Origin of the sequence: Mariniphaga anaerophila (assembly GCF_900129025.1) — a bacterium.
Lineage (GTDB): Bacteria > Bacteroidota > Bacteroidia > Bacteroidales > Prolixibacteraceae > Mariniphaga > Mariniphaga anaerophila.
On record NZ_FQUM01000004.1, the window covers coordinates 379,357 to 399,439 of the forward strand.

At 41.9% G+C, this 20,083-nt stretch carries 16 protein-coding genes; 5 read left to right on the top strand and 11 right to left on the bottom strand.

Going from position 1 to position 20,083, the window contains the following annotated elements; all coding sequences use genetic code 11:
- Position 1 precedes the first annotated feature (1 nt).
- Positions 2 to 3,229, top strand: coding sequence for a carbamoyl-phosphate synthase (glutamine-hydrolyzing) large subunit (carB, locus tag BUB08_RS10140; protein ID WP_073001356.1), 3,228 nt, complete (start codon positions 2 to 4; stop codon positions 3,227 to 3,229).
- Positions 3,230 to 3,318: 89 nt separating this feature from the next.
- Here carB and BUB08_RS10145 read toward each other — a convergent pair whose 3' ends face one another.
- The 5 genes from BUB08_RS10145 to BUB08_RS10165 form a co-directional block, all read right to left on the bottom strand.
- Complete coding sequence (locus BUB08_RS10145) at positions 3,319 to 4,515, bottom strand: ABC transporter permease (protein WP_073001358.1); 1,197 nt, start codon at positions 4,513 to 4,515, stop codon at positions 3,319 to 3,321.
- A gap of 62 nt (positions 4,516 to 4,577) precedes the next feature.
- Positions 4,578 to 5,759, bottom strand: coding sequence for an ABC transporter permease (locus BUB08_RS10150; RefSeq protein ID WP_073001360.1), 1,182 nt, complete (start codon positions 5,757 to 5,759; stop codon positions 4,578 to 4,580).
- 2 nt (positions 5,760 to 5,761) lie between these two features.
- Positions 5,762 to 6,745 carry an HlyD family secretion protein gene (locus tag BUB08_RS10155; RefSeq protein WP_073001362.1) on the bottom strand — a complete coding sequence of 328 codons (984 nt, stop codon included), beginning with the start codon at positions 6,743 to 6,745 and terminating at the stop codon, positions 5,762 to 5,764.
- A gap of 33 nt (positions 6,746 to 6,778) precedes the next feature.
- Positions 6,779 to 8,311, bottom strand: coding sequence for a TolC family protein (locus BUB08_RS10160; protein WP_073001364.1), 1,533 nt, complete (start codon positions 8,309 to 8,311; stop codon positions 6,779 to 6,781).
- 8 nt (positions 8,312 to 8,319) lie between these two features.
- Positions 8,320 to 8,931, bottom strand: coding sequence for a TetR/AcrR family transcriptional regulator (locus BUB08_RS10165; protein WP_083570691.1), 612 nt, complete (start codon positions 8,929 to 8,931; stop codon positions 8,320 to 8,322).
- Between the two features lie 221 nt (positions 8,932 to 9,152).
- Here BUB08_RS10165 and BUB08_RS10170 point away from each other — a divergent pair, with 221 nt between their 5' ends.
- Both BUB08_RS10170 and BUB08_RS10175 read left to right on the top strand, forming a co-directional pair.
- Entirely contained in the window at positions 9,153 to 9,728 is a 576-nt protein-coding gene (locus BUB08_RS10170) for a TetR/AcrR family transcriptional regulator (protein ID WP_073001367.1), read from the top strand.
- Positions 9,729 to 9,807: 79 nt separating this feature from the next.
- Positions 9,808 to 10,536 carry a porin family protein gene (locus tag BUB08_RS10175; protein WP_073001369.1) on the top strand — a complete coding sequence of 243 codons (729 nt, stop codon included), beginning with the start codon at positions 9,808 to 9,810 and terminating at the stop codon, positions 10,534 to 10,536.
- 323 nt (positions 10,537 to 10,859) lie between these two features.
- Here BUB08_RS10175 and BUB08_RS20070 read toward each other — a convergent pair whose 3' ends face one another.
- From BUB08_RS20070 to BUB08_RS10200, 5 genes are all read right to left on the bottom strand, one after another.
- Positions 10,860 to 11,168, bottom strand: coding sequence for a heavy-metal-associated domain-containing protein (locus BUB08_RS20070; RefSeq protein WP_083570693.1), 309 nt, complete (start codon positions 11,166 to 11,168; stop codon positions 10,860 to 10,862).
- A 4-nt stretch (positions 11,169 to 11,172) separates the two neighbouring features.
- Positions 11,173 to 11,643, bottom strand: coding sequence for a DUF302 domain-containing protein (locus BUB08_RS10185; RefSeq protein WP_073001370.1), 471 nt, complete (start codon positions 11,641 to 11,643; stop codon positions 11,173 to 11,175).
- Between the two features lie 109 nt (positions 11,644 to 11,752).
- Positions 11,753 to 14,206 (bottom strand): endopeptidase La, encoded by a 2,454-nt coding sequence (gene lon / locus BUB08_RS10190; protein ID WP_073001372.1) that lies wholly within the window; start codon positions 14,204 to 14,206, stop codon positions 11,753 to 11,755.
- 203 nt (positions 14,207 to 14,409) lie between these two features.
- Positions 14,410 to 14,673: a type B 50S ribosomal protein L31 gene (locus BUB08_RS10195; protein ID WP_073001701.1), complete on the bottom strand. Its 264-nt coding sequence runs from the start codon at positions 14,671 to 14,673 to the stop codon at positions 14,410 to 14,412.
- A gap of 133 nt (positions 14,674 to 14,806) precedes the next feature.
- The gene (locus tag BUB08_RS10200; protein WP_073001374.1) at positions 14,807 to 15,991 is read right to left on the bottom strand and encodes an N-acetyltransferase; all 1,185 of its coding nucleotides are present in this window, start codon (positions 15,989 to 15,991) and stop codon (positions 14,807 to 14,809) included.
- Between the two features lie 452 nt (positions 15,992 to 16,443).
- Between BUB08_RS10200 and BUB08_RS10205 the strand changes: the two genes are divergently transcribed.
- Complete coding sequence (locus tag BUB08_RS10205) at positions 16,444 to 16,998, top strand: hypothetical protein (protein WP_073001375.1); 555 nt, start codon at positions 16,444 to 16,446, stop codon at positions 16,996 to 16,998.
- Positions 16,999 to 17,333: 335 nt separating this feature from the next.
- Here the strand turns inward: BUB08_RS10205 and tpx are convergent, their stop codons facing one another.
- Complete coding sequence (tpx, locus tag BUB08_RS10215) at positions 17,334 to 17,834, bottom strand: thiol peroxidase (RefSeq protein ID WP_073001379.1); 501 nt, start codon at positions 17,832 to 17,834, stop codon at positions 17,334 to 17,336.
- 153 nt (positions 17,835 to 17,987) lie between these two features.
- On the opposite strand from tpx, the gene BUB08_RS10220 reads away from it, so the two are divergent.
- Positions 17,988 to 20,072 (top strand): dipeptidyl-peptidase Dpp5, encoded by a 2,085-nt coding sequence (locus tag BUB08_RS10220; protein ID WP_073001380.1) that lies wholly within the window; start codon positions 17,988 to 17,990, stop codon positions 20,070 to 20,072.
- Positions 20,073 to 20,083 lie beyond the last annotated feature (11 nt).

Below are 20,083 nucleotides of genomic sequence, written 5' to 3' on the forward strand. Positions count from 1 at the left end.
CATGATAAATCCAAAAATAAAAAAAGCAATTATCCTCGGTTCGGGGGCATTAAAAATAGGCGAAGCCGGGGAGTTCGACTATTCCGGTTCGCAGGCCTTAAAAGCGCTGAAAGAAGAAGGAGTGGAAACGGTCCTTATAAATCCGAACATCGCAACCATTCAGACTTCGGAGGAAATTGCAGATAAAATTTATTTCCTTCCGGTTACCCCTTATTTTGTTGAAGAAGTTATAAAGAAGGAAAATCCACAGGGAATTTTGCTGGCGTTTGGCGGGCAAACCGCACTAAACTGCGGCGTGGCGCTCTACAAATCCGGCGTACTCGAAAAATACAACGTAGAAGTTGTTGGAACTCCGGTACAATCGATAATCGACACCGAAGACCGCGACATCTTCCGCAAAATGCTGGATGAGATTGATGTAAAAACGCCTCAAAGTATTGCTGCGTCTAACATGGACGAAGCAAGGGCAGCTGCAAAAGAAGTAGGTTTCCCAATTATTGTCAGGGCTGCATATACCCTGGGCGGACTGGGAAGTGGTTTTTGCGAAAATGAGCAGGAACTGGAAGCACTGGCCGCAAAAGCTTTTTCCTATTCGCCACAAATTCTTGTGGAAGAATCAATAAAAGGATGGAAAGAAGTTGAATACGAAGTAGTGCGCGACCGTTTCGACAATTGCATCACGGTTTGTAACATGGAGAACTTTGACCCGCTGGGAATTCACACGGGCGAAAGTATTGTGGTAGCACCGTCGCAAACGCTTACAAACGCAGAGTACCATAAACTGCGCGAGATATCCATAAAGATTATACGCCGGGTTGGCGTTGTGGGAGAATGCAACGTGCAGTTTGCCCTCGACCCTAACTCAGAAGACTACCGGGTTATTGAGGTAAATGCAAGGCTGTCGCGCTCGTCGGCACTGGCATCGAAAGCTACGGGTTACCCGCTGGCTTTTGTAGCTGCAAAACTTGGGCTTGGCTACGGGCTTCACCAACTTAAAAACTCGGTTACCAAAGTAACCACAGCGGCATTTGAGCCGGCGCTCGACTATTGCGTGGTTAAAATTCCACGCTGGGACCTCAACAAATTCATCGGGGTTTCGAAAAACATCGGCAGCTCCATGAAAAGTGTTGGTGAAATTATGGCCATCGGGCGCACTTTTGAAGAAGCCATTCAGAAGGGAATCCGGATGGTTGGCCTGGGAATGCACGGTTTTGTGGGGAACAAGGAAGAAATCAACATCGAAGAAATTGAATCGGAACTTACCAATCCTACTGACCGGAGGATCTTTGCCATTGCCGAAGCATTTAACAAAGGCTACTCCATTGACGACATCCACGACAAAACAAAAATTGACCGGTGGTTTCTGTACCGATTGAAGAACATTCATAATATTAAACTTGAATTACTGAAAGTTAACAACCTGGAAAATCTTCCGGCAGGCTTACTTAAAATGACAAAACAGGCAGGATTTTCAGATTTTCAGGTTGCCAGAATGCTTTTCAACAGCTCCAACCAGAACATTCAGGAAGATTTACTGAAAGTGCGGGCGTTCAGAAAAGAACACGGAATTGTGCCTGCGGTAAAACAGATAGACACACTGGCAGGAGAATATCCGGCGCTTACCAACTACCTTTATTTAACGTACAACGGCAGCGAGCACGACATTGAGTATTTAAATGACCACAAGTCGGTAATTGTACTCGGCTCGGGAGCCTACCGAATAGGCAGCTCAGTGGAATTCGACTGGTGTAGCGTAAATGCCATTGAGGCGATAAAAAAAGAGAATTACCGGTCGGTAATGATCAACTACAACCCGGAAACCGTAAGTACCGACTACGATACCTGCGACCGGCTTTACTTCGACGAATTGTCGTTTGAACGTGTAATGGACATCATCGATATAGAAAATCCACACGGTGTAATTATTTCGATGGGCGGCCAAATTCCAAACAATCTGGCCATGAAATTATACGGCCAGAAAGTTCCGGTTTTGGGAACTTCGCCGGTAAATATTGACAATGCAGAAGACCGCGAAAAATTTTCGTCGCTGCTTGACGAACTAAAAATCGACCAACCAAGGTGGGCACGACTTTCTACTTTCGACGAGATTTACAAATTTATTGACGAAGTGGGATACCCGGTGTTAATCCGCCCGTCGTACGTACTTTCCGGAGCCGCCATGAATGTGGTTTCCAACTCCAACCAGCTGGAATACTTTCTGGAAATGGCTGCCAATGTTTCAAAGGAACATCCGGTGGTGGTTACCGAATTTATTGAAGAAGCCAAAGAAATTGAGCTGGATGCAGTGGCACGCAACGGCGAACTGGTTGCTTATGCCATTTCGGAACACGTTGAATTTGCCGGAGTACACTCGGGGGATGCAACCATTGTTTTCCCACCTCAAAAGCTCTACATCGAAACCATCAGGCGGGTGAAAAAAATTGCCCGACAAATGGCCAAAGGCCTTGAAATAACCGGCCCGTTTAATATGCAGTTTCTGGCAAAAGACAATGACATTAAAGTTATTGAATGCAACCTGAGGGCATCGCGAAGTTTCCCGTTTGTTTCGAAAGTAATGAAGCTGAACCTCATCGAAATCGCAACAAAAGTAATGTTAGGCATACCGGTGGAAAAACCGGACAAATCGTTATTCGAACTGGATTACGTGGGAGTAAAAGCTCCGCAGTTTTCGTTTGCCCGCCTGCTAAAAGCCGACCCGGTGCTTGGTGTTGACATGGCTTCTACAGGAGAAGTGGGCTGCATAGGCGAAAACTATTACGAAGCTATTTTAAAGGCGATGCTTTCGGTAGGATACCGCATCCCTGTAAAAAATGTGCTTATTTCGTCAGGTCCGTCGCGCTCAAAAGTAGAATTACTGAAAAGCGCAAAAATGCTTGTGGACAAAGGGTACAATCTTTTTGCAACAGAAGGAACATCACGCTTTTTCTCAGAAAATGGAATAACCAACACTCTGCTCCACTGGCCGGATGAAGAAGACAGGCATCCGAACACCATCGAATTTATCAGAGAAAAGAAAATTGATTTGGTGGTTAATATTCCTAAAAATTACACAAAACGGGAATTGAAAAACGGCTATCAGATTCGAAGAAACGCCATCGACTTTAACGTTCCGTTGATTACCAATTCGCGAGTAGCCAGTGCCTTTATTTACGGCATTTGCAAATACAACTTAGACGACATCAGCATTAAAAGCTGGGATCAATATTAAAAAAGAAAACGGGCAGAAAGGCTTTTCAGTCTCTGCCCGTTTTTTTATTCTTCAACAATCCGGGTTGCTTTCTTGCAATCCTTTTTTATTTATTTCAATCGTGCTTTCCGAACTCTTAAAAAGAAGTAGGCTGTGGTAAGTACCGCGTAAATACCGGCCTGCAGGTAGAGCGTAAAAAGCTCTGTTTTAACCTCAGCCAGCCCTACTCCCATTGTTCGCAACCGCAAATAAGCAGGAACAACTGTGGTGCTCGGCATTATTTTCGACAAGGTAACCAACCAGTCGGGAATAGCTGAAACCGGCCACGACATCCCGGTTAAAAACAATGCTATAGGCGACAGAAACACCATAAAAACGATGGCTGATTCGCGGTGTTTAAACAACGTTGACAGGCCAATTCCCAGAAAAATAACTGCCAGTAAAAACGGGAACAGCAGCATCAAAACATCCATCATATTTGCTTTGTCGGGGTAGCTGAACCAATGATGTACCAACACAACCCCATACCCGATGTTAAGCAGAGAAATAATAACATAGGCTCCGGTCTTCCCGAACAAATAAGGAATTATTTCCCTTCGCCGATTTTGCTTCGGCAGTAAAAAAGGAGATGCTTTTGACTCAGAAAAAGAGCCGCCCAGCAGCCCAATACCAATAAGTAACGTTTGTTGAATAATAACCAAAATAAGTCCGGGCATAATAAAACTGCCATATGCCCCGGCCGGATTGTACAACACATGGGTTTGCACATCGATCGGATTGCTGTAAATTTTTGCCTGCTCAAACGATTTTCCTTCGGCCATATACCGCAAAACCGAAACACCTCCGCTAAAATATGCGTTGACTGTTGCCAATACCGTAAACTGATTTTTGTATTTCAAAAAATAACTGGCATCAGCATAAAGTGCTACATTGGTTTGCTTCCCGGAAAGTACGTCTTTCTGAAATCCTTTTGGAATAAGCACCACCCCTGAAATTTCATCAGACATAAAAAGATTTTCAGCCTGACTTAAATCAGCAGGCTGGTAAGTCACCTGCAACTCGGCAGAGGCATCAATCATTCCGGTGTATTTTCGGCTGGCTTCAGTATGATCCAAATCAACAACCCCGACAGACAGTTCGGTCATTGTTTCGTTGAAATAACCAATAGAATAAATAATTGGGTAAATAAGCATGGCTCCAATGAGAATAAGCATGGCTCCACCGTCAGAAAAAATGGCCTTCAGCTCCTTCTTAATATGAGCAGCCATCAGTTCCCAACCATTCATTTTGTTATATTTTTCATTCATTCTGTTTCATTTTTTTCTGCTCAAAACTTCTGTATCCTGTATTATTCACACAGCCTTTTAGGCTATTTCTTGCCCCAGTACTTCGGATTTTCCAAATACCGTTTGTATACTTTCAGAAAAGCCAAAGCGACCAACTGAAATATCAGAATATAACAGATGTACGGCAATGCATCTTTCACCGGGGCTCCGCGCAGCGACTGAGAAATCATAATTTTTTCCCACCAGGTAAACGGAAACAAGGCAGCAAACCATTGTGCAATTTTCGGCATTGCTTCCAGCGGCAGAGTCAGCCCCGAGAAGGTGATTCCCATCATGGAATAAGCACTGGCAAGAGAAAGAGCCAGTCTCAGGTTGATTGTTACTCCAACAAATATAAGCCCCATAAGCTGGTATGTAATAATGGTAATAAACTGCCCCACAAAAATAACCCAGTAACTACCGTTCAGAGGCATTCCTTCCATTTTGTATAACAGAAAGTTTATTAACATGGCAAAGCCGGAAAAAATAATGGTGTAGGAAAACATTTTTCCTGCTACTGCCAGCCGCACACTGTTGTTACTTGTTTCGAGCAAACTATGCCCGGTTCCTCTTTTCAATTCATTTCCCAACGTATAAATTGAACTCAACAGCACAAACAGGTACAGCATTACATAAAGCATGGCCGAGTTTAAAAAGTAACTGTAATTGGTGTAGGGATTAAACAATACATGCTTTTGAATATTGATTGGCAATACGCGGGTCATGGCTTCCTGTTTGTTCTTTCCGGTGAGCATTAGCTTTTTTAGCTGAATTCCGCCGGAAACAGTTCTCAGAGTTGTAAGCACTGACCGCTGAATCAGTCCTGACACAAGCACATTAGTTCCATTTACATACACAGGCAGTTCGGCTTTAGTTCCTTTGAAAACCGATTTTTCCAGATTTTCAGGAATAAAAACCACGGCATCAACCTGCCCTTTTTCGAGCATCTCTTTTGCCAGAAACAGATCAGGAACTTTAAAAACGACTTCTACATCGGGAGATGAGTTCAGGGCATTTATAATTTTCACACTCAGGGAAGAGTGATCCTGATCAACCACAGCGAGAGGAAGTTCTTTTACTGCTCCCTGACGAAAAATGAAAAACAACAAAAGGATGCCGATTAACGGGCCTCCGAACAGAAGGAACCGATAAGCAGGATTATGTTTTATCCGTTCTGCTTCCCGGTCGATAACGGAAAGCAAAGGATGTTTCCTCTCTTCCTTCATCGCTATTCTTCATTTAAAATTACCACAGCTGTCATTCCCGGACGTAATCCTTCTATTTTTTCAACAGGGCGTGCTTCAACTTCAAAAGATTTTAAATCAAACTCTCCCGAGGTTTTAGTTGCATTCCACCTTGCAAAATCTCCGGTAGCACTAATGTAGCTTACTTTAAAACTGAATTCTTTATTCTGAAGACCGGGTATTTTAGCCTGAAATGTACTGCCCATTGCAAACCGATCCATTAAATCTTCGCGAATAAACAGAGTAACCCAAATGTCATTCAAATCGGTAACAGTAACCACAGGGAAACCGGTAGGCACCAATTCTCCTGCTTCCACGTTTACACCCGATACTTCTCCATTTGCTATGGCGTTGATGGTCGTTTCTTCCAAATAAGCCTGCACCTGTTCAATGGCAGCATCGGCACGTTTAACCAGAGCAGCGGCAGCAGCTTTGTCTTCATCTCTTGCACCTTTTTCTGCTTTTTGCCAGATTGCTTTTGCGGCATTTGCAGACTCGCGCGCTGCTTTCATTTTTGTTTCTACTTCGTCGCGCTGCTGTTCAGGAACAACACCTTCTTTGTACAGGTTTTCAATCCGCGCAAAAGTTTTTTCTGCAAAAATTGCGGCAGCTTCGGCTTTTACATACACACTGTATGCGGCAGCAATATCTTCGGGCTGAGCTCCGTTTTGTGCTTTGCGGCTCTGCGCCTGAGCTGCAGAGCGAGCAGCATGTGCTTCTGCCAGTTTCGCATCAATTTCTGGGCTGCTGATAGAAAAAACAAAATCACCTTTTGTTACCTGCTGTCCTTTTTTAACGGCAATTTCCTGTATTCTTCCCGGTACTTTAGAAGCTACGCTGTACTGTTTCGCTTCTACCTCTCCCTGTATTACGAGCGGCTCTTTCTTTAATACTGTAACAAATGTGTAGCCAATAAAAGCAAGAATGGCAACAATTACAAGTATTGTGGTTAATGTTTTTTTACTCATCGTTTTATGTTTTAAAGTTTTCTGTATAAATGTTTAATTTTCCTCGGGTAATGTTTCTACTATTGTATTTTCTCCGGCGCACAACTGTATGTACTGTTCCGGAACGCCAGCGGTTTGAACAAACCGGGCCAAAGCGACATCGTAATCGTACAACACTTTTAGTTGCAATGCTTTTACCTGGCTTATTTTAGTGTACGCCTCAACTACTGACGAAGAAGTTGCCAGCCCCTCTTTAAAAGCTTTTTCTGTGCTGGAATAATATTCCTGCGCCAGTTCCATGGTACTTTCCAGCTCCTTTTTTTGTTCCATTTGCATCTGCAATTCATTATACAGCTTTGTTAAATAAGCTTCAATGTCGGCATGTGCTTTTTGTTCGGCAAAGGCAACCTGGCTTTTCATGGTTTCTCCGGCTTTTATGGTATTTCTGCGCGTCATACCGTTAAACAGCGTCCATTTCAGTCCGGCTCCCACTACCCAGTCGGGCGCATACGGCGAAAGATTTTTTTCAGCCAGATTATAAGTTCCCATCATGGCAATGGTTGGCAAATAACTTCCTTTGTCCACTTTGCTTTTAATGTTCACCAGTTCTTTCTTTCCCTCAATTTGTTTGAGAAGCGGGTTTTCTGCCTTGGCACTGGCAACCCACCAGGAAACTTCCGGCAAACTTTTATTGATAAACAATTTTGATGCAGGTAAAACAAACTGAGATGAGTCCAACAACAGAGTAGCGGTTAAACCTGAGCGCACAATTTCAATATTACGCTGAGCCTGGTTCAACTCACGTTTGGCTTCGTTTAAAGAAACGGATGCATGAAGCAGTTCCACCCGGGCAATCATCCCGTTATCGTAAAGTTTCTGAGCATCGGCATAATGTTTTTCCATTGTACTTGCCATTTGTTTTCTCACTTCGGCTACCTGAATCGCCAGAGCCAACCCATAATAGCGTGACGCAAGTTCTGTTAGCATAGCACCTTCGGTTGCCCTCATCTCTTCCTTGCTCAACCCCAGTTCAACCTCAGCTGCCTGGTTGGCACCATTTATTTTTCCACCGGCGAGCAAAGGCCACATAAAATCAGCCGTTACTGTCGCAAAGTTTTTTTCCTGAATTACCTGATCCCACTCGGCAGCAGCTACCTGCTCCCCCGCGTCCAACATCTTTTGCCGAACAATAGCGGTACTCATCTCATCGGGTAAAACAGGCATTACTCCATTTGTTGCAGGGTCAGGATTGGGAACACCGGAAAATACTCCGTAGGTTCCAAGCGTGTTGTATAAAGGCGTTACCGCATCGGCAACCGGAGACAAATCGAGATGCAGCATATCTGACATTGCAACTGCTTTTGCGCTTACGGCAACCTGCGGCAGGTACAATCCTTTTTTTGATTTAACTTCAAACTCCTTTTGTTTGATTTGCTGCTTTGCCCTCTGCAATGCCGGATTCTGTTTTGCCATGATTTGCATGGCTTCCTCAAAAGTCATCAGCTCTGATGGCTGTTGTCCGAATACTGTAACAAAAGCTGCCAGCACCAACGCTAAAGTTCCTAATAATTGTTTTTTTGTTTTCATTTAAGCGGCTATTTTAACATTTTGTTTATCAAATATAATAAGTGATCTTCATCTTTTTTTATAAATCTTGAAATCTTTGGTGCATTTTTATACCGTTGATTAATAAATTGTATCGTATTCATAAACAGAATCAGAAAAAGATCATCTTCAGTTATTTCGCGATCCAACTCTGCCGAAGCATACCCCATTTCTTTCAGTTTTCTGATAATACTATATGTGTTTTCTTTGATGTCTTTATCAATTACAAAACTGTAGTCATTAGTCAAAACATATAAGAACTTAACTTTTATTGGTTCCGAATTTGCCATTCCAAAAAAGAATCGGATCATCGTTTCGATAATTTCACTAAAAGAATGCCCCTCTGCCAGCAACTCGGTAAAACGGGTTACCAATTCCTGAAAGACTTCCTGCAAGAGAGAATCCACCATTTCATATTTGCCTTTGTAATGCATATAGAAATAGCCGGATGCTACGCGTGCATCTTTCGCAATAAGAGTTGCTGAAGCTCCGCCGAAACCACGTTCCACAACCAGCTTCATGGTCGATTGCTTCAATCGCTCTATTTTTTTCTGATCTGTAATTCGTGCCATATATTTCGACATTAATAAATGAACGTTCATTCATTTTAATGCTGCAAATGTAAAAACATTTTTATTACATGAATTACCGGAACTTTTCAATTTAAAACTAAATTAACTTACAATGTAAACAACAAAAACTACAGTTAACATTGAGATAAGATAAAGCTATAATGGAATTTACAAACAAACATTTTTCTGGAATAGCTGATACAACACATAGAAAAAACTTGTACTTTTGTATAAAAATAGTCGAAAAGTCTATGGTTAAGCAGAATATTAAAGAAAGCATTATTCAGTCGGCACAAACAACCTTCCAGAAACATGGTTTCAAAAAAACCACAATGGATGAAATTGCATATGCCGCCCGAAAAGGGAAAAGTACACTCTATTATTATTTTGAAAGTAAGGAAGAAGTATTTCAGGCAGTGGTTGAAAAGGAAGTGATGCACCTGCGCGATAAAATACAGAAAGCGATAAGCAAAACAGATTCCGCCCGTGAAAAACTGCAGGTCTACATTTTTACCCGCATGGACGGATTTCAAGACTTTGGAAATTTTTACGATGCTTTAAAGGACGACTACCTTGCCGACTTGGTATTTATTGAAAAGATGAGGCAACAGTACGATAAAAACGAAATTGAAACGATAACAAGCATTATTAAAGAGGGAGTTCTAAATAAAGAATTTAAAAACATGAATGCAGCCCTGACGGCAAAAACAATTGTGATTGCGATGAAAGGGCTGGAGTTTCCGGTTTTGCAGGAAAAAAGCAAAAACGTTTTCAAAAAGGAAATTACGGATTTGCTCAACATTCTTTTTTACGGAATTTGCTCCTGATTTTTTTTATCCAAAAGCAGACTAAAAAACAAAAATAGTCGAATAGTATTATTTTAGAAACAATAAATGTTCAGAGAAAATGAAAACAAGAAAACAAAAAAACACAGGGAATAGCTCAGAAAACAGGCACTATTCCCAGCCATCTGCACTGTTACGTGCAACAAAGAATGGCACAAAAAAAACGTTAACAGCAAAGAGTTTCCTTTTTAAAGCACTAGCTACAATAATCATTCTTTCGGGAAGCGTAAATGTATCATCAGCACAATTCCATTGGGGGGTAAAACTGGGAGCAAATGCATCGACCCAGTCAAAGGCCGGAAACATTTATGATAACGATGGACTAAAAGCAGGATTTAACGCAGGTGTAATAGCGCTGTATCAGATGAATGACTGGTTTGCGTTTAAATCCGGGCTCAATTACGAGTTGAAAGGAAGAAAATATGATTCGCCAGATGCATCCGGACAAATAACAGAAAACTTCAACTACTTGGTTTTGCCCCTGAAACCAGAGTTCTCAGCAGGAAAAAAAGCCGGGCTCAAAAAAGGGCAGCGCCTGTTTTTCGCAACCGGACCTTATGCGGGATACTTATTAAATGCTGAACAGAAAATTGGGGACAGCACAAAAAAAATGGAATCGATGAACGACGTTGACTTTGGGTGGTCGTTTGAATTGGGCTATAAAATTTCTGCGGGAAGAAGCAATGCGCTTAGATTTTCGTTAAACTACGATATGGGAATAACAGATGTTTCAGATGAAAATGCTATTCAAAACAAAACACTTTCATTAAATTGCGGATATTTGTTTTAGATCCTCTCCTTTGAATAAACAAAAGGCTGCCGGAGCATTTCCGGCAGCCTTTTTTCTTCAATTAAGCACTACCTTAAATAACCAATACTTACTCTTAGTTGGTATTTCCCGGTCAGAAATTAAAGCCGGAGCGTACAAACCAACTTTTATCTTCCAGACAAATTCCTTTTCTAAAGCAATCTTTGGGCTTCTATTTTCTCTGTATTCCATGGCAAAAACTTCATCTGTTTCCTAAATAAAAATAGTACAGGATAAAACAAAAAAAATGCCATAATCCGCCAACAGCAGAAAAAAAAGGGTGATTGTCCTGATTCAAAGGTTATTTACTCTTTCACCGTATAGCCGCGTTTCTCAACTGCTTGTTTAATTTCGTCGAGAGAGGTTTCGTCTGTGTTAAAAAGAACGACCAGAGATGAATCGTTTAATGCAACTTTAACCGAGTCGACTCCTTCAACTGAGCCAACTCCTTTTTCGATGGAAGCCACGCACATTTCACAATGCATTCCTCCAACATGCATTTTTACTTCAGCCAGAATTATCTGTGGCGAGTCGCCCTGTTCAGCCTTTTTCTTGGTTCCCTGTCCGCAGGAAACAACAAACAAAATCATCAAAATCGAAATAAGTGTCCGCATATTATTAGTCAATTACTGGTTTCAAAATAGCTGTGGTTTCATTGGCTGCACCAACAATGGTACGTTTCGCATTTTTACTAAGGAACGGAGAAAAGAGTTCAGCATTAAGCATCGAAATATATGTTTTACCACCCTTTTGGTATACCGAAACACGACAGGGCATCATGGCAGAAACATGGCGATCGTCGTCTGTACCCAAAACATTTTTTGCGTACTCGGGGCTACAAAGCGACAACACATAGACCGGATTTACTTCAAATCCTTTCTTCAGTAACGACGCCTGCAAATCATATATATGAGAAATGGTCCAACCTTTGGCTTCTGCAGATTCTACAACTGCTTCAACTGTTTCCTCGAAATTCAGCTTACTTTCGGACTCGGTAAATATTTTTTGGGGAAGCACCCATACTATCAACAACAATGTTAGTGCAACGCCAACTATAACTCCGGCCAAAAATTTAATTATGCTTTTCATGTTTTTATTCCTTAAAATTCAAAGGCATAAACAAGAAAAGCATTAAAATGTTTTGTAGAAGAAACTTCTCTTTTAGTTGTTGTTATAACAAAAACTACGGCGGCAAATTCTAGTCCAGTTTAACCGGACTATCAACTTTTGTTTTTAGCAAAGCAATATCTAAAACATCCATAATTGTATTCACAAAATGGAAACTCAGCCCCTTCAGATATTCTTCTTTTATTTCCTCCAGATTCTTTTTATTTTCCTCCGAAAGAATTATTTCAGTTATGCCGGCACGCTTTGCTGCAAGTATTTTTTCTTTGATTCCCCCAACCGGAAGTACTTTCCCGCGCAATGTAATTTCACCGGTCATGGCCAGATTCTTTTTCACTTTGCGTTGAGTAAATGCAGACGCCAGCGAAGTAACCATTGTTACTCCGGCAGAAGGCCCGTCTTTTGGAATGGCGCCTTCGGGAACGTGAACATGAACATTCCAGTTGGAAAAAATATCAGGATTTAAGCCCAGTTTTTCAGCATGTGATTTTAAATACTCGTGAGCCAACATCGCCGATTCCTTCATTACATCGCCAAGGTTTCCGGTAAGCGTTAACATGCCCTTTCCTTTACTTAAACTGGTTTCCACAAAAAGTATTTCGCCACCCACTGCAGTCCAGGCCAATCCAGTAACTACTCCGGCAAAATCGTTTCCCTGGTACTTTTCTTTGGAATACTCGGCCACGCCAAGGTATTCGCGAACATCATCCGATGTAATTTTTTTATTGTAAGGTTCCTCAAATGCGATTTTCTTTGCGATTCGCCGGATTACTTTTGCTATTTTTTTATCCAGCTCCCGAACGCCTGATTCGCGAGTATATTCGTCAACAATTTTTTCGATTACTTTTTTCGAAAACACCACATCCCGTTTCTTCAACCCGTGATTTTCGAGTTGTTTGGGAATAAGATGGCGTTTGGCAATTTCAATCTTTTCTTCCACCAGATAGCCGCTAACCTCAATCAGCTCTAAACGGTCGCGCAAAGGCGGAGCGATAGTACTGAGAGTGTTTGCAGTAGCAATAAACATTACTTTAGAAAGATCGTAATCCAACTCCACATAATTATCATGAAACTCGGAATTCTGTTCCGGATCCAGCACTTCCAACAAAGCAGAAGCAGGATCGCCATGAAAATCATTGGAAACTTTGTCAATTTCATCCAGGATAAAAACCGGGTTTGAAGTTTTTACCTTTTTTATATTCTGAATAATACGCCCCGGCATGGCGCCAATGTAGGTTTTTCGGTGGCCGCGAATTTCCGACTCATCATGAAGCCCGCCCAGACTCATGCGCACAAACTTGCGATTAAGGGCACGGGCAACAGATTTCCCCAACGACGTTTTACCAACTCCCGGAGGTCCGTACAAACAAAGGATTGGCGCTTTCATGTCCTTTTTCAATTTCAACACAGCCAAGTGTTCAAGAATACGTTCTTTCACATTTTCCAAACCGTAATGATCTTCGTCCAAAACGCTTCGGGCATTTTTCAGGTCGAAATTATCATCGCTGCACTCGTCCCACGGAAGTTCTGCCAGCGTCTGACAAAACGCAAATTGCACGGAATATTCTCCAGCTGCCGGATTCAGGCGATGCAATTTCTCCACTTCTTTCTCAAAAAACTTTGCAACGTCTTTATTCCACTTTTTCGCTTTCCCTTTTTCCTTCAGATCGCTTATTTCCTGCTCCACAGGATTTCCACCCAATTCATCCTGAATAGTTTTCATCTGCTGGTTCAGCATAAATTCGCGTTGCTGTTTATCCATGTCGGTTTTCACCTTTTTCTGGATATCCTGCTTCAGTTCCAGCATCTGCACCTCTTTAACGAGGTAACTTATCGCTTGTACACCGCGTTCTTTAAGGCTTTCAATCTCTAACAGGTTTTGTTTGTCGCCCACACTAATATCAGTATTGGAACAAATAAAGTTGATGAGAAAAGTAGAGTTTTCGATATTTTTCACTGCAAATGTAGCTTCCGGGGGCACATTGGCAGAAAACTGAGCTATTTTAATAGAGAGGTCTTTTAACGAACCAACAATTGCATTAAACTCTGAATCGTCGGTTGGGGAAACATCATTCAGCGGTTCAACCGAGGCTTTGTGGTAAGGTTCTTCTGCCACAAACTCGCGAATGGCATACCGCCTTTTTCCCTGAATAATTACGGAGGTAGATCCATCGGGCATCTCCAAAATTTTCAGCACTTCTGCCACAGTACCAACCGAATACAAATCTTTTATTTCAGGTTCATCAATGGTGTAATCTTTTTGTGCAATTGTTCCGAGCAGGCGGCTTCCTTTGTACACGTCCTGAATTAATTTGAGCGACTTTTTTCGGCCAACATTAATCGGCAAAACCACTCCCGGAAAAAGCACTGTATTCCGTAAAGGTAATATAGGAAGTACATCCGGCACTTCTGTATTTTTCAAATCATCATCATCTCCATCCGCAATAATCGGTATAAAATCTGAGTCATCCTGAACCATTCCACTCAAAAACATATTTTCAAAACCTGAGTTCTTTAATTTTCCCATTTCAAAATTTCTATTGTGACAATCTGTCGGAATTCATCCTTCGCATTAGCAAGGTAGCCAAAAGGCAATAGTCATGCCACTATCACAAACGGTTGCCTCGCGCCCAATGTTTATCCCAAGAGAGGATAAATTCCGACAAAATTACACCTTCAAGCAAAAAAAAAGCCCCGAAACCGGAGCTCTCTATCTAATAGCCTAATATTTTATTTTTTCCTTTTTTCCATATGTTTACCGTAGCGGCTCATAAACTTATCAACGCGACCTGCGGTATCCACCAATTTAACCTTACCGGTATAAAAAGGGTGAGAGGTATTGGAAATTTCGAGTTTGAACAGCGGATATTCTACGCCATCAACTTCAACAGTTTCCCTTGTGTCAACTGTAGATTTGGTCAAAAAAGTATGTCCGTTAGACATATCTTTGAACGCAACCATTCTGTATTCTTTCGGATGAATTCCTTTTTTCATTTTTCTTATTTTTATTTTGAATGGTTGCATTTTCTACTACAATCCATTCACATTTATTTTAATTTTTAAAGGCCTGCAAAGATAAATATTGTTTTTTAGAAACCAAAAGCAAAAAATAATTAATTGTCTGATTTTAACTTTTCTTTGCCTGCTCAGGAGATATTATGGGTGCCCGGGTAAATGGTTTGTTCCGATCAAACAAATACCTCATGGTATAGTGAGTTTTCATTCTCTTTCCGCCCACCGATTCGTAAAGCGCAACAATTTTGGGATTAAAATCGCCGGCCCAGGAAAGTTCCATTTCGGTAAACCATGGTTTCCGGTACATTACAGGCCGCAAATGCCAAAACATTGCCGCTTCTATTCCCGACCGCTGATATCTGGGAACAATTCCGATTATCAGGCTTCTGGTTCGAGTCATTGTTTTCCGCCATTTCAACCACATCACCTTCGGCAGGTTCCACATGGTAATCCGTCCATTCAGTTTTGCCAGGATCTGATTAAAATCAGGCATCATCACAAATACAGCAATGGGTTCTCCCTCGTGGTAAGCAAACCAAATGAATTCCTCTTCTATCAACGATTTAGCGGTGTAAATAAAATCTTTCAGATCATCTTTATCGATGGGTTTGAAGTGCTCATGAAAACGCCAGGCACTATCGTAAATGTATGCAAAATCGTCGATGAATTTTTCTTTTTCTTTCCAGGAAAAATGTTTAAAACTGAACTGAGGTTTCTTAGCTACCCACTCTGCCACCTTCCAAAACCGATCCGGCAGTTCGGGCAACGTGGTATCAAGGTGATAACTGAACTGTTTAAAATAAACCTGGAAGCCGTAATTCTCAAAAAGCTGAACGTAATACGGCGGATTGTATGGCATTCCAAATCCCTGAGGAATGTATCCGTCAGCCAGCAATCCCCAGTTCATATAGTTTTCGCCAAAGTTCACCGGGCCGTCCATGGCTTCCATTCCTTTACTTTTTAACCAATCGCGAGCCGCATCAAAAAGCATATTGGCCGCCTCCTGGTTGTCAACACATTCAAAAAAACCACATCCGCCTGTGGGCTGCTCAAATATTTTTGCTTTATCGAGGTTATAAAATGCTGCAATCCGCCCAACCGGATTACCATCCGCACCAAGCAACACCCAACGTATTGCCTCCCCTCTTTTAAACGAAGGATTTTTTTGAGGCTCAAAAATACTTTCGACCATTCCTTCCAAAGGACAAGCCCAGTTAGGATCATCTTTATAAATTAGGTGTGGCACTTTATGAAAAAGCTTTTTTGTCCTTTTTTCTGTTATTTCGATCAGTTGCATTTTCTTCTTTTAATTAAACCTGATTTCTCCTTTATTTACAAATGTACGCTATCATCCGTTAATAATTGCTGCCCGTTTAAATTCTTTTTCGGGGTCAAAAATACAACGTATTGTTAAATGTGTAAGTGTATGTTTGGCTCCAAACGACTTAAATAAAGCGTTCATCCTCGGATTAAAATTCACCATCCAACTCACCTACATACAGTTGCACCACCATTTTTCAAGCATTGGTTTTTTAAACTGATAGAAAAATCCAAATTCAACCCCGAGATTTTGAAACTGCGGCACAACACATAGAACAATTACGCGGCACCTAGAAACTATTTTTATTTCAGACTATTTTGTCTCGTATTTTAGGATAACAATAAATTTTCAGCTAAACTCAGCTTCCATATTGACTTAAGTATATTAATGTCCTAAATTGCGCTATTATTTACAATAAATTTTAAATCATGAGCAAACGTATTGTACTTTCTCTTTTTGTTCTCTTTCTGGCGTTTTCGTTAAGCGCCCAAAACACCACTTTTAACAAAGGCGACAAAGTGCTGAATCTTGGTATTGGATTCGGAAGCACGTTGTACTCGGGAAGCCACTACACCAGTAAAATTCCTCCTATTTCAGCATCGTTTGAAGTTGGGGTAAAAGATGAGTTGTTTGACGAGAACAGTTCTCTTGGAGTTGGTGGTTATCTGGGATACACCGGCGCCAAGTGGGAATACATGAATTACGGCTGGGACTACTCCAGTGTTATTGTTGGCGCAAGAGGTGCTCTTCATTATCAGTTTGTTGACAAACTTGACACGTACACCGGACTGATGCTGGGATACAACGTGGTAAGCTCAAAAGCCCATGGAACAGCCGGAACATACGCAAACTCTGTAGGAAGTGGTTTTGCTTTTTCCTGGATACTGGGCGGCAGGTACTACTTCAACGACAACCTTGCAGGATTACTGGAATTAGGATATGGCGTAGCCTATCTGAACCTGGGAATTGCCTTAAAACTATAACCCGAAAAAAAAAACATCCCGGCAGTTTTGCCGGGATGTTTTTTTTTCGCCCGGTTGTGAATTTTTTTTTCAGGAACAAAAATAAATGAAAGACCTTGCCGTTTTCTTAGCATGAAGGCGTGCATTTGTCCTTATTATTTTTACCATCAATTCGGTATTGCCTTCAAAAGAGGGGCGCTCTGCGTCCCTCTTGTTTTTTACGGGTACTATGCTACTGATAACATCAAATACGATTGCGAACGCGAGTCGCCAGACATTAATTTTTCCAATAAAAAAACCGTAGGAGAAAAATCCGCCCCCACGGTTTTTAAAAGAATCATCATATAGGGAATAGTCTATTTTAAAGCATTTAAAGCTTCTTCGTAATTGGGCTCGTCCACAATTTCGGGTACTTGCTGTGTATACGTAACCACGCCATTTTCATCCAGAATAATTACTACTCTGGAATGTAATCCTGCCAGCGGACCGTCAGCAATTTCCAACCCGTAGTTTTTTCCGAATTCGCCGGTTACGAAATCGGAGAGAGTTATCACATTTTCTAATCCTTCTGCGCCACAAAAACGAGCCTGAGCAAAAGGAAGGTCACGCGAAATGCACAGCACTTTTGTGCCTTTTAACTCGGCTGCCGCTTTGTTGAAATATCTTACAGACGCTGCGCAAGTGCCGGTGTCGAGGCTGGGAAATATGTTTAGAACAAGTTTAGAGCCTTTAAAATCGTTCAGTCCAACCCGCGATAAATCGCTTTTTACCAGTGAGAAATTTTTTGCTTTTGTTCCAACTTCGGGAAGTTCCCCTACTGTATTAATCTGATTTCCTTGTAATGTAATCTTTGCCATAGTTTTTGTTTTAAATTAACTACTGTTTTTACAACACAAAGCAACAATGAATGTTGCAAAAAACCATAAAAAAAAGTTGTTTGCAGCATTATTTCATCGTTCGGTAAAAAGCTGCTATTTTTGTTTCCCTAAAGTTCATTAAAGTCGAAAAACATGAAGAATTACCTGCTTGCTATTTCACTATTTGTTGCTTTTGCATGCACAACTCAACCAGAATCAATGCAAACAAAAAATTATATTCCAGAAACGCCCCGGCTTGCGTCAGATATAATGACCGCGGAAGTGCTGTGGTCATTCGGACGGCTGGGCGGCCCGCAGGTTTCCCCCGATGGGAAATCTGTTTTGTACACAGTTACTTATTTTAACATCGAAGAAAATAAGTCTTACCGCGATGTTTATACCGTGCCTGTATCAGGAGGAGCAGCGAAAAATCTGACCAATTCCGCAGGTAATGAATCCGACCCTATTTGGCGACCCGACGGAAAGAAAATCGGATATCTGTCATCGGCTTCCGGCTCGGTGCAAATCTGGGAAATGAATCCCGATGGCAGCGAAGCAAAGCAGGTTTCGAATATTGACGGCAGTATTTCAGGGTTTAAATATTCGCCCGACGGAACTAAGGTTTTTTACATTCAAAACGTTAAGCTGGATGAAGATATTCACGATCTTTTCCCTGACTTGCCAAAAGCGAATGCCCGTTTGGAAAATGACATCATGTACCGTCACTGGGATCAGTGGCACGATTACACGTATCAGCACATTTTTATTGCTGAATATTCTGATGGAAAAGTGGAAGGCGGAACCGATATTCTGAAAGGCAAACGCTACGATTCACCCATGAAGCCGTTTGGCGGAGTTGAGCAGATTGCCTGGAGTCCCGATGGCAAAACTCTGGCGTACACTTGTAAAAAGAAAACCGGTAAGGAATATTCTATTTCCACAAACTCAGATATTTATTTCTACAACCTCGAAACCGGAGAAACCTTAAATTTTACCGAAGGAATGATGGGATATGATCAGAATCCGGTGTTTTCTCCCGACGGGAAATATCTTGCATGGGAAAGCATGGAGCGCGATGGCTACGAATCGGATAAAAACCGCTTGTTTGTGGCTGATTTGAAGACAGGAAAGAAGACAGATTTTACTGCCGATTTTGATCAGAACGCACATGGTTTAAGCTGGAATGCAGAAAGCAGTGCCATTTATTTTACCAGCGATATTCACGCTACAGATGAGATTTTCAAGCTTGAATTGGCCGGAGGAAATATTTCAAGAATAACCGACGGTGTTCATAATTACCAGACCGTGGAACCGGCCGGCGAAAAACTGGTGGCGCAGAAAGTTTCCATGTCTCAGCCGGCAGAACTTTACCTGGTCGATCCGAAAACCGGAACCGATGTGGCACTCACAACCGTGAACAAAGGGTTGTTGGACCAATTGCAGATGGGAAAAGTGGAAGAACGCTGGCTGGAAACAACCGATGGAAAACAGATGCACACCTGGGTTATTTATCCGCCCAATTTCGATCCCAATAAAAAGTACCCCACTTTGCTTTACTGCCAGGGCGGGCCGCAGGGAACGGTAAGCCAGTTTTGGTCGTACCGCTGGAACTTTCAAATGATGGCTGCGAACGAATACATTATTGTAGCGCCGAATCGGCGAGGGTTGCCGGGATTCGGACAGGAGTGGAACGAACAAATTTCCAAAGATTACGGCGGACAGAACATTAAAGATTTGCTGACTGCAATTGATGAAGTGGCCAAAGAGCCGTATGTGGACAACAATCGGTTGGGCGCAGTTGGCGCCAGTTACGGAGGATTTTCCGTGTACTTTCTTGCAGGAAATCATGATGGCCGTTTTAAGGCGTTTATTTCTCACGACGGGATGTTTAATTTCGAACATCAGTATTTAACCACCGAAGAAATGTGGTTTGCAAATTGGGATATCGGCGGCGCTTTTTGGGATAAAGACAATGCTGCGGCTCAGCGCTCGTACAAATTTTCTCCGCATAACTTTGTGCAGAACTGGGATACGCCAATTCTTGTTATCCACGGCGAAAAAGATTTTCGTGTTCCGCCGGACCAGGGAATGGCTGCGTTCAATGCCGCTGTTTTGCGCGATATTCCGGCACAATTTCTTTATTTCCCGGAAGAAAACCACTGGGTGCTGCAGGCTCAGAACGGTATTTTGTGGCAGCGCGTATTTTTCAACTGGCTGGATAAGTGGCTGAAAAACTAGCTCGAAATATA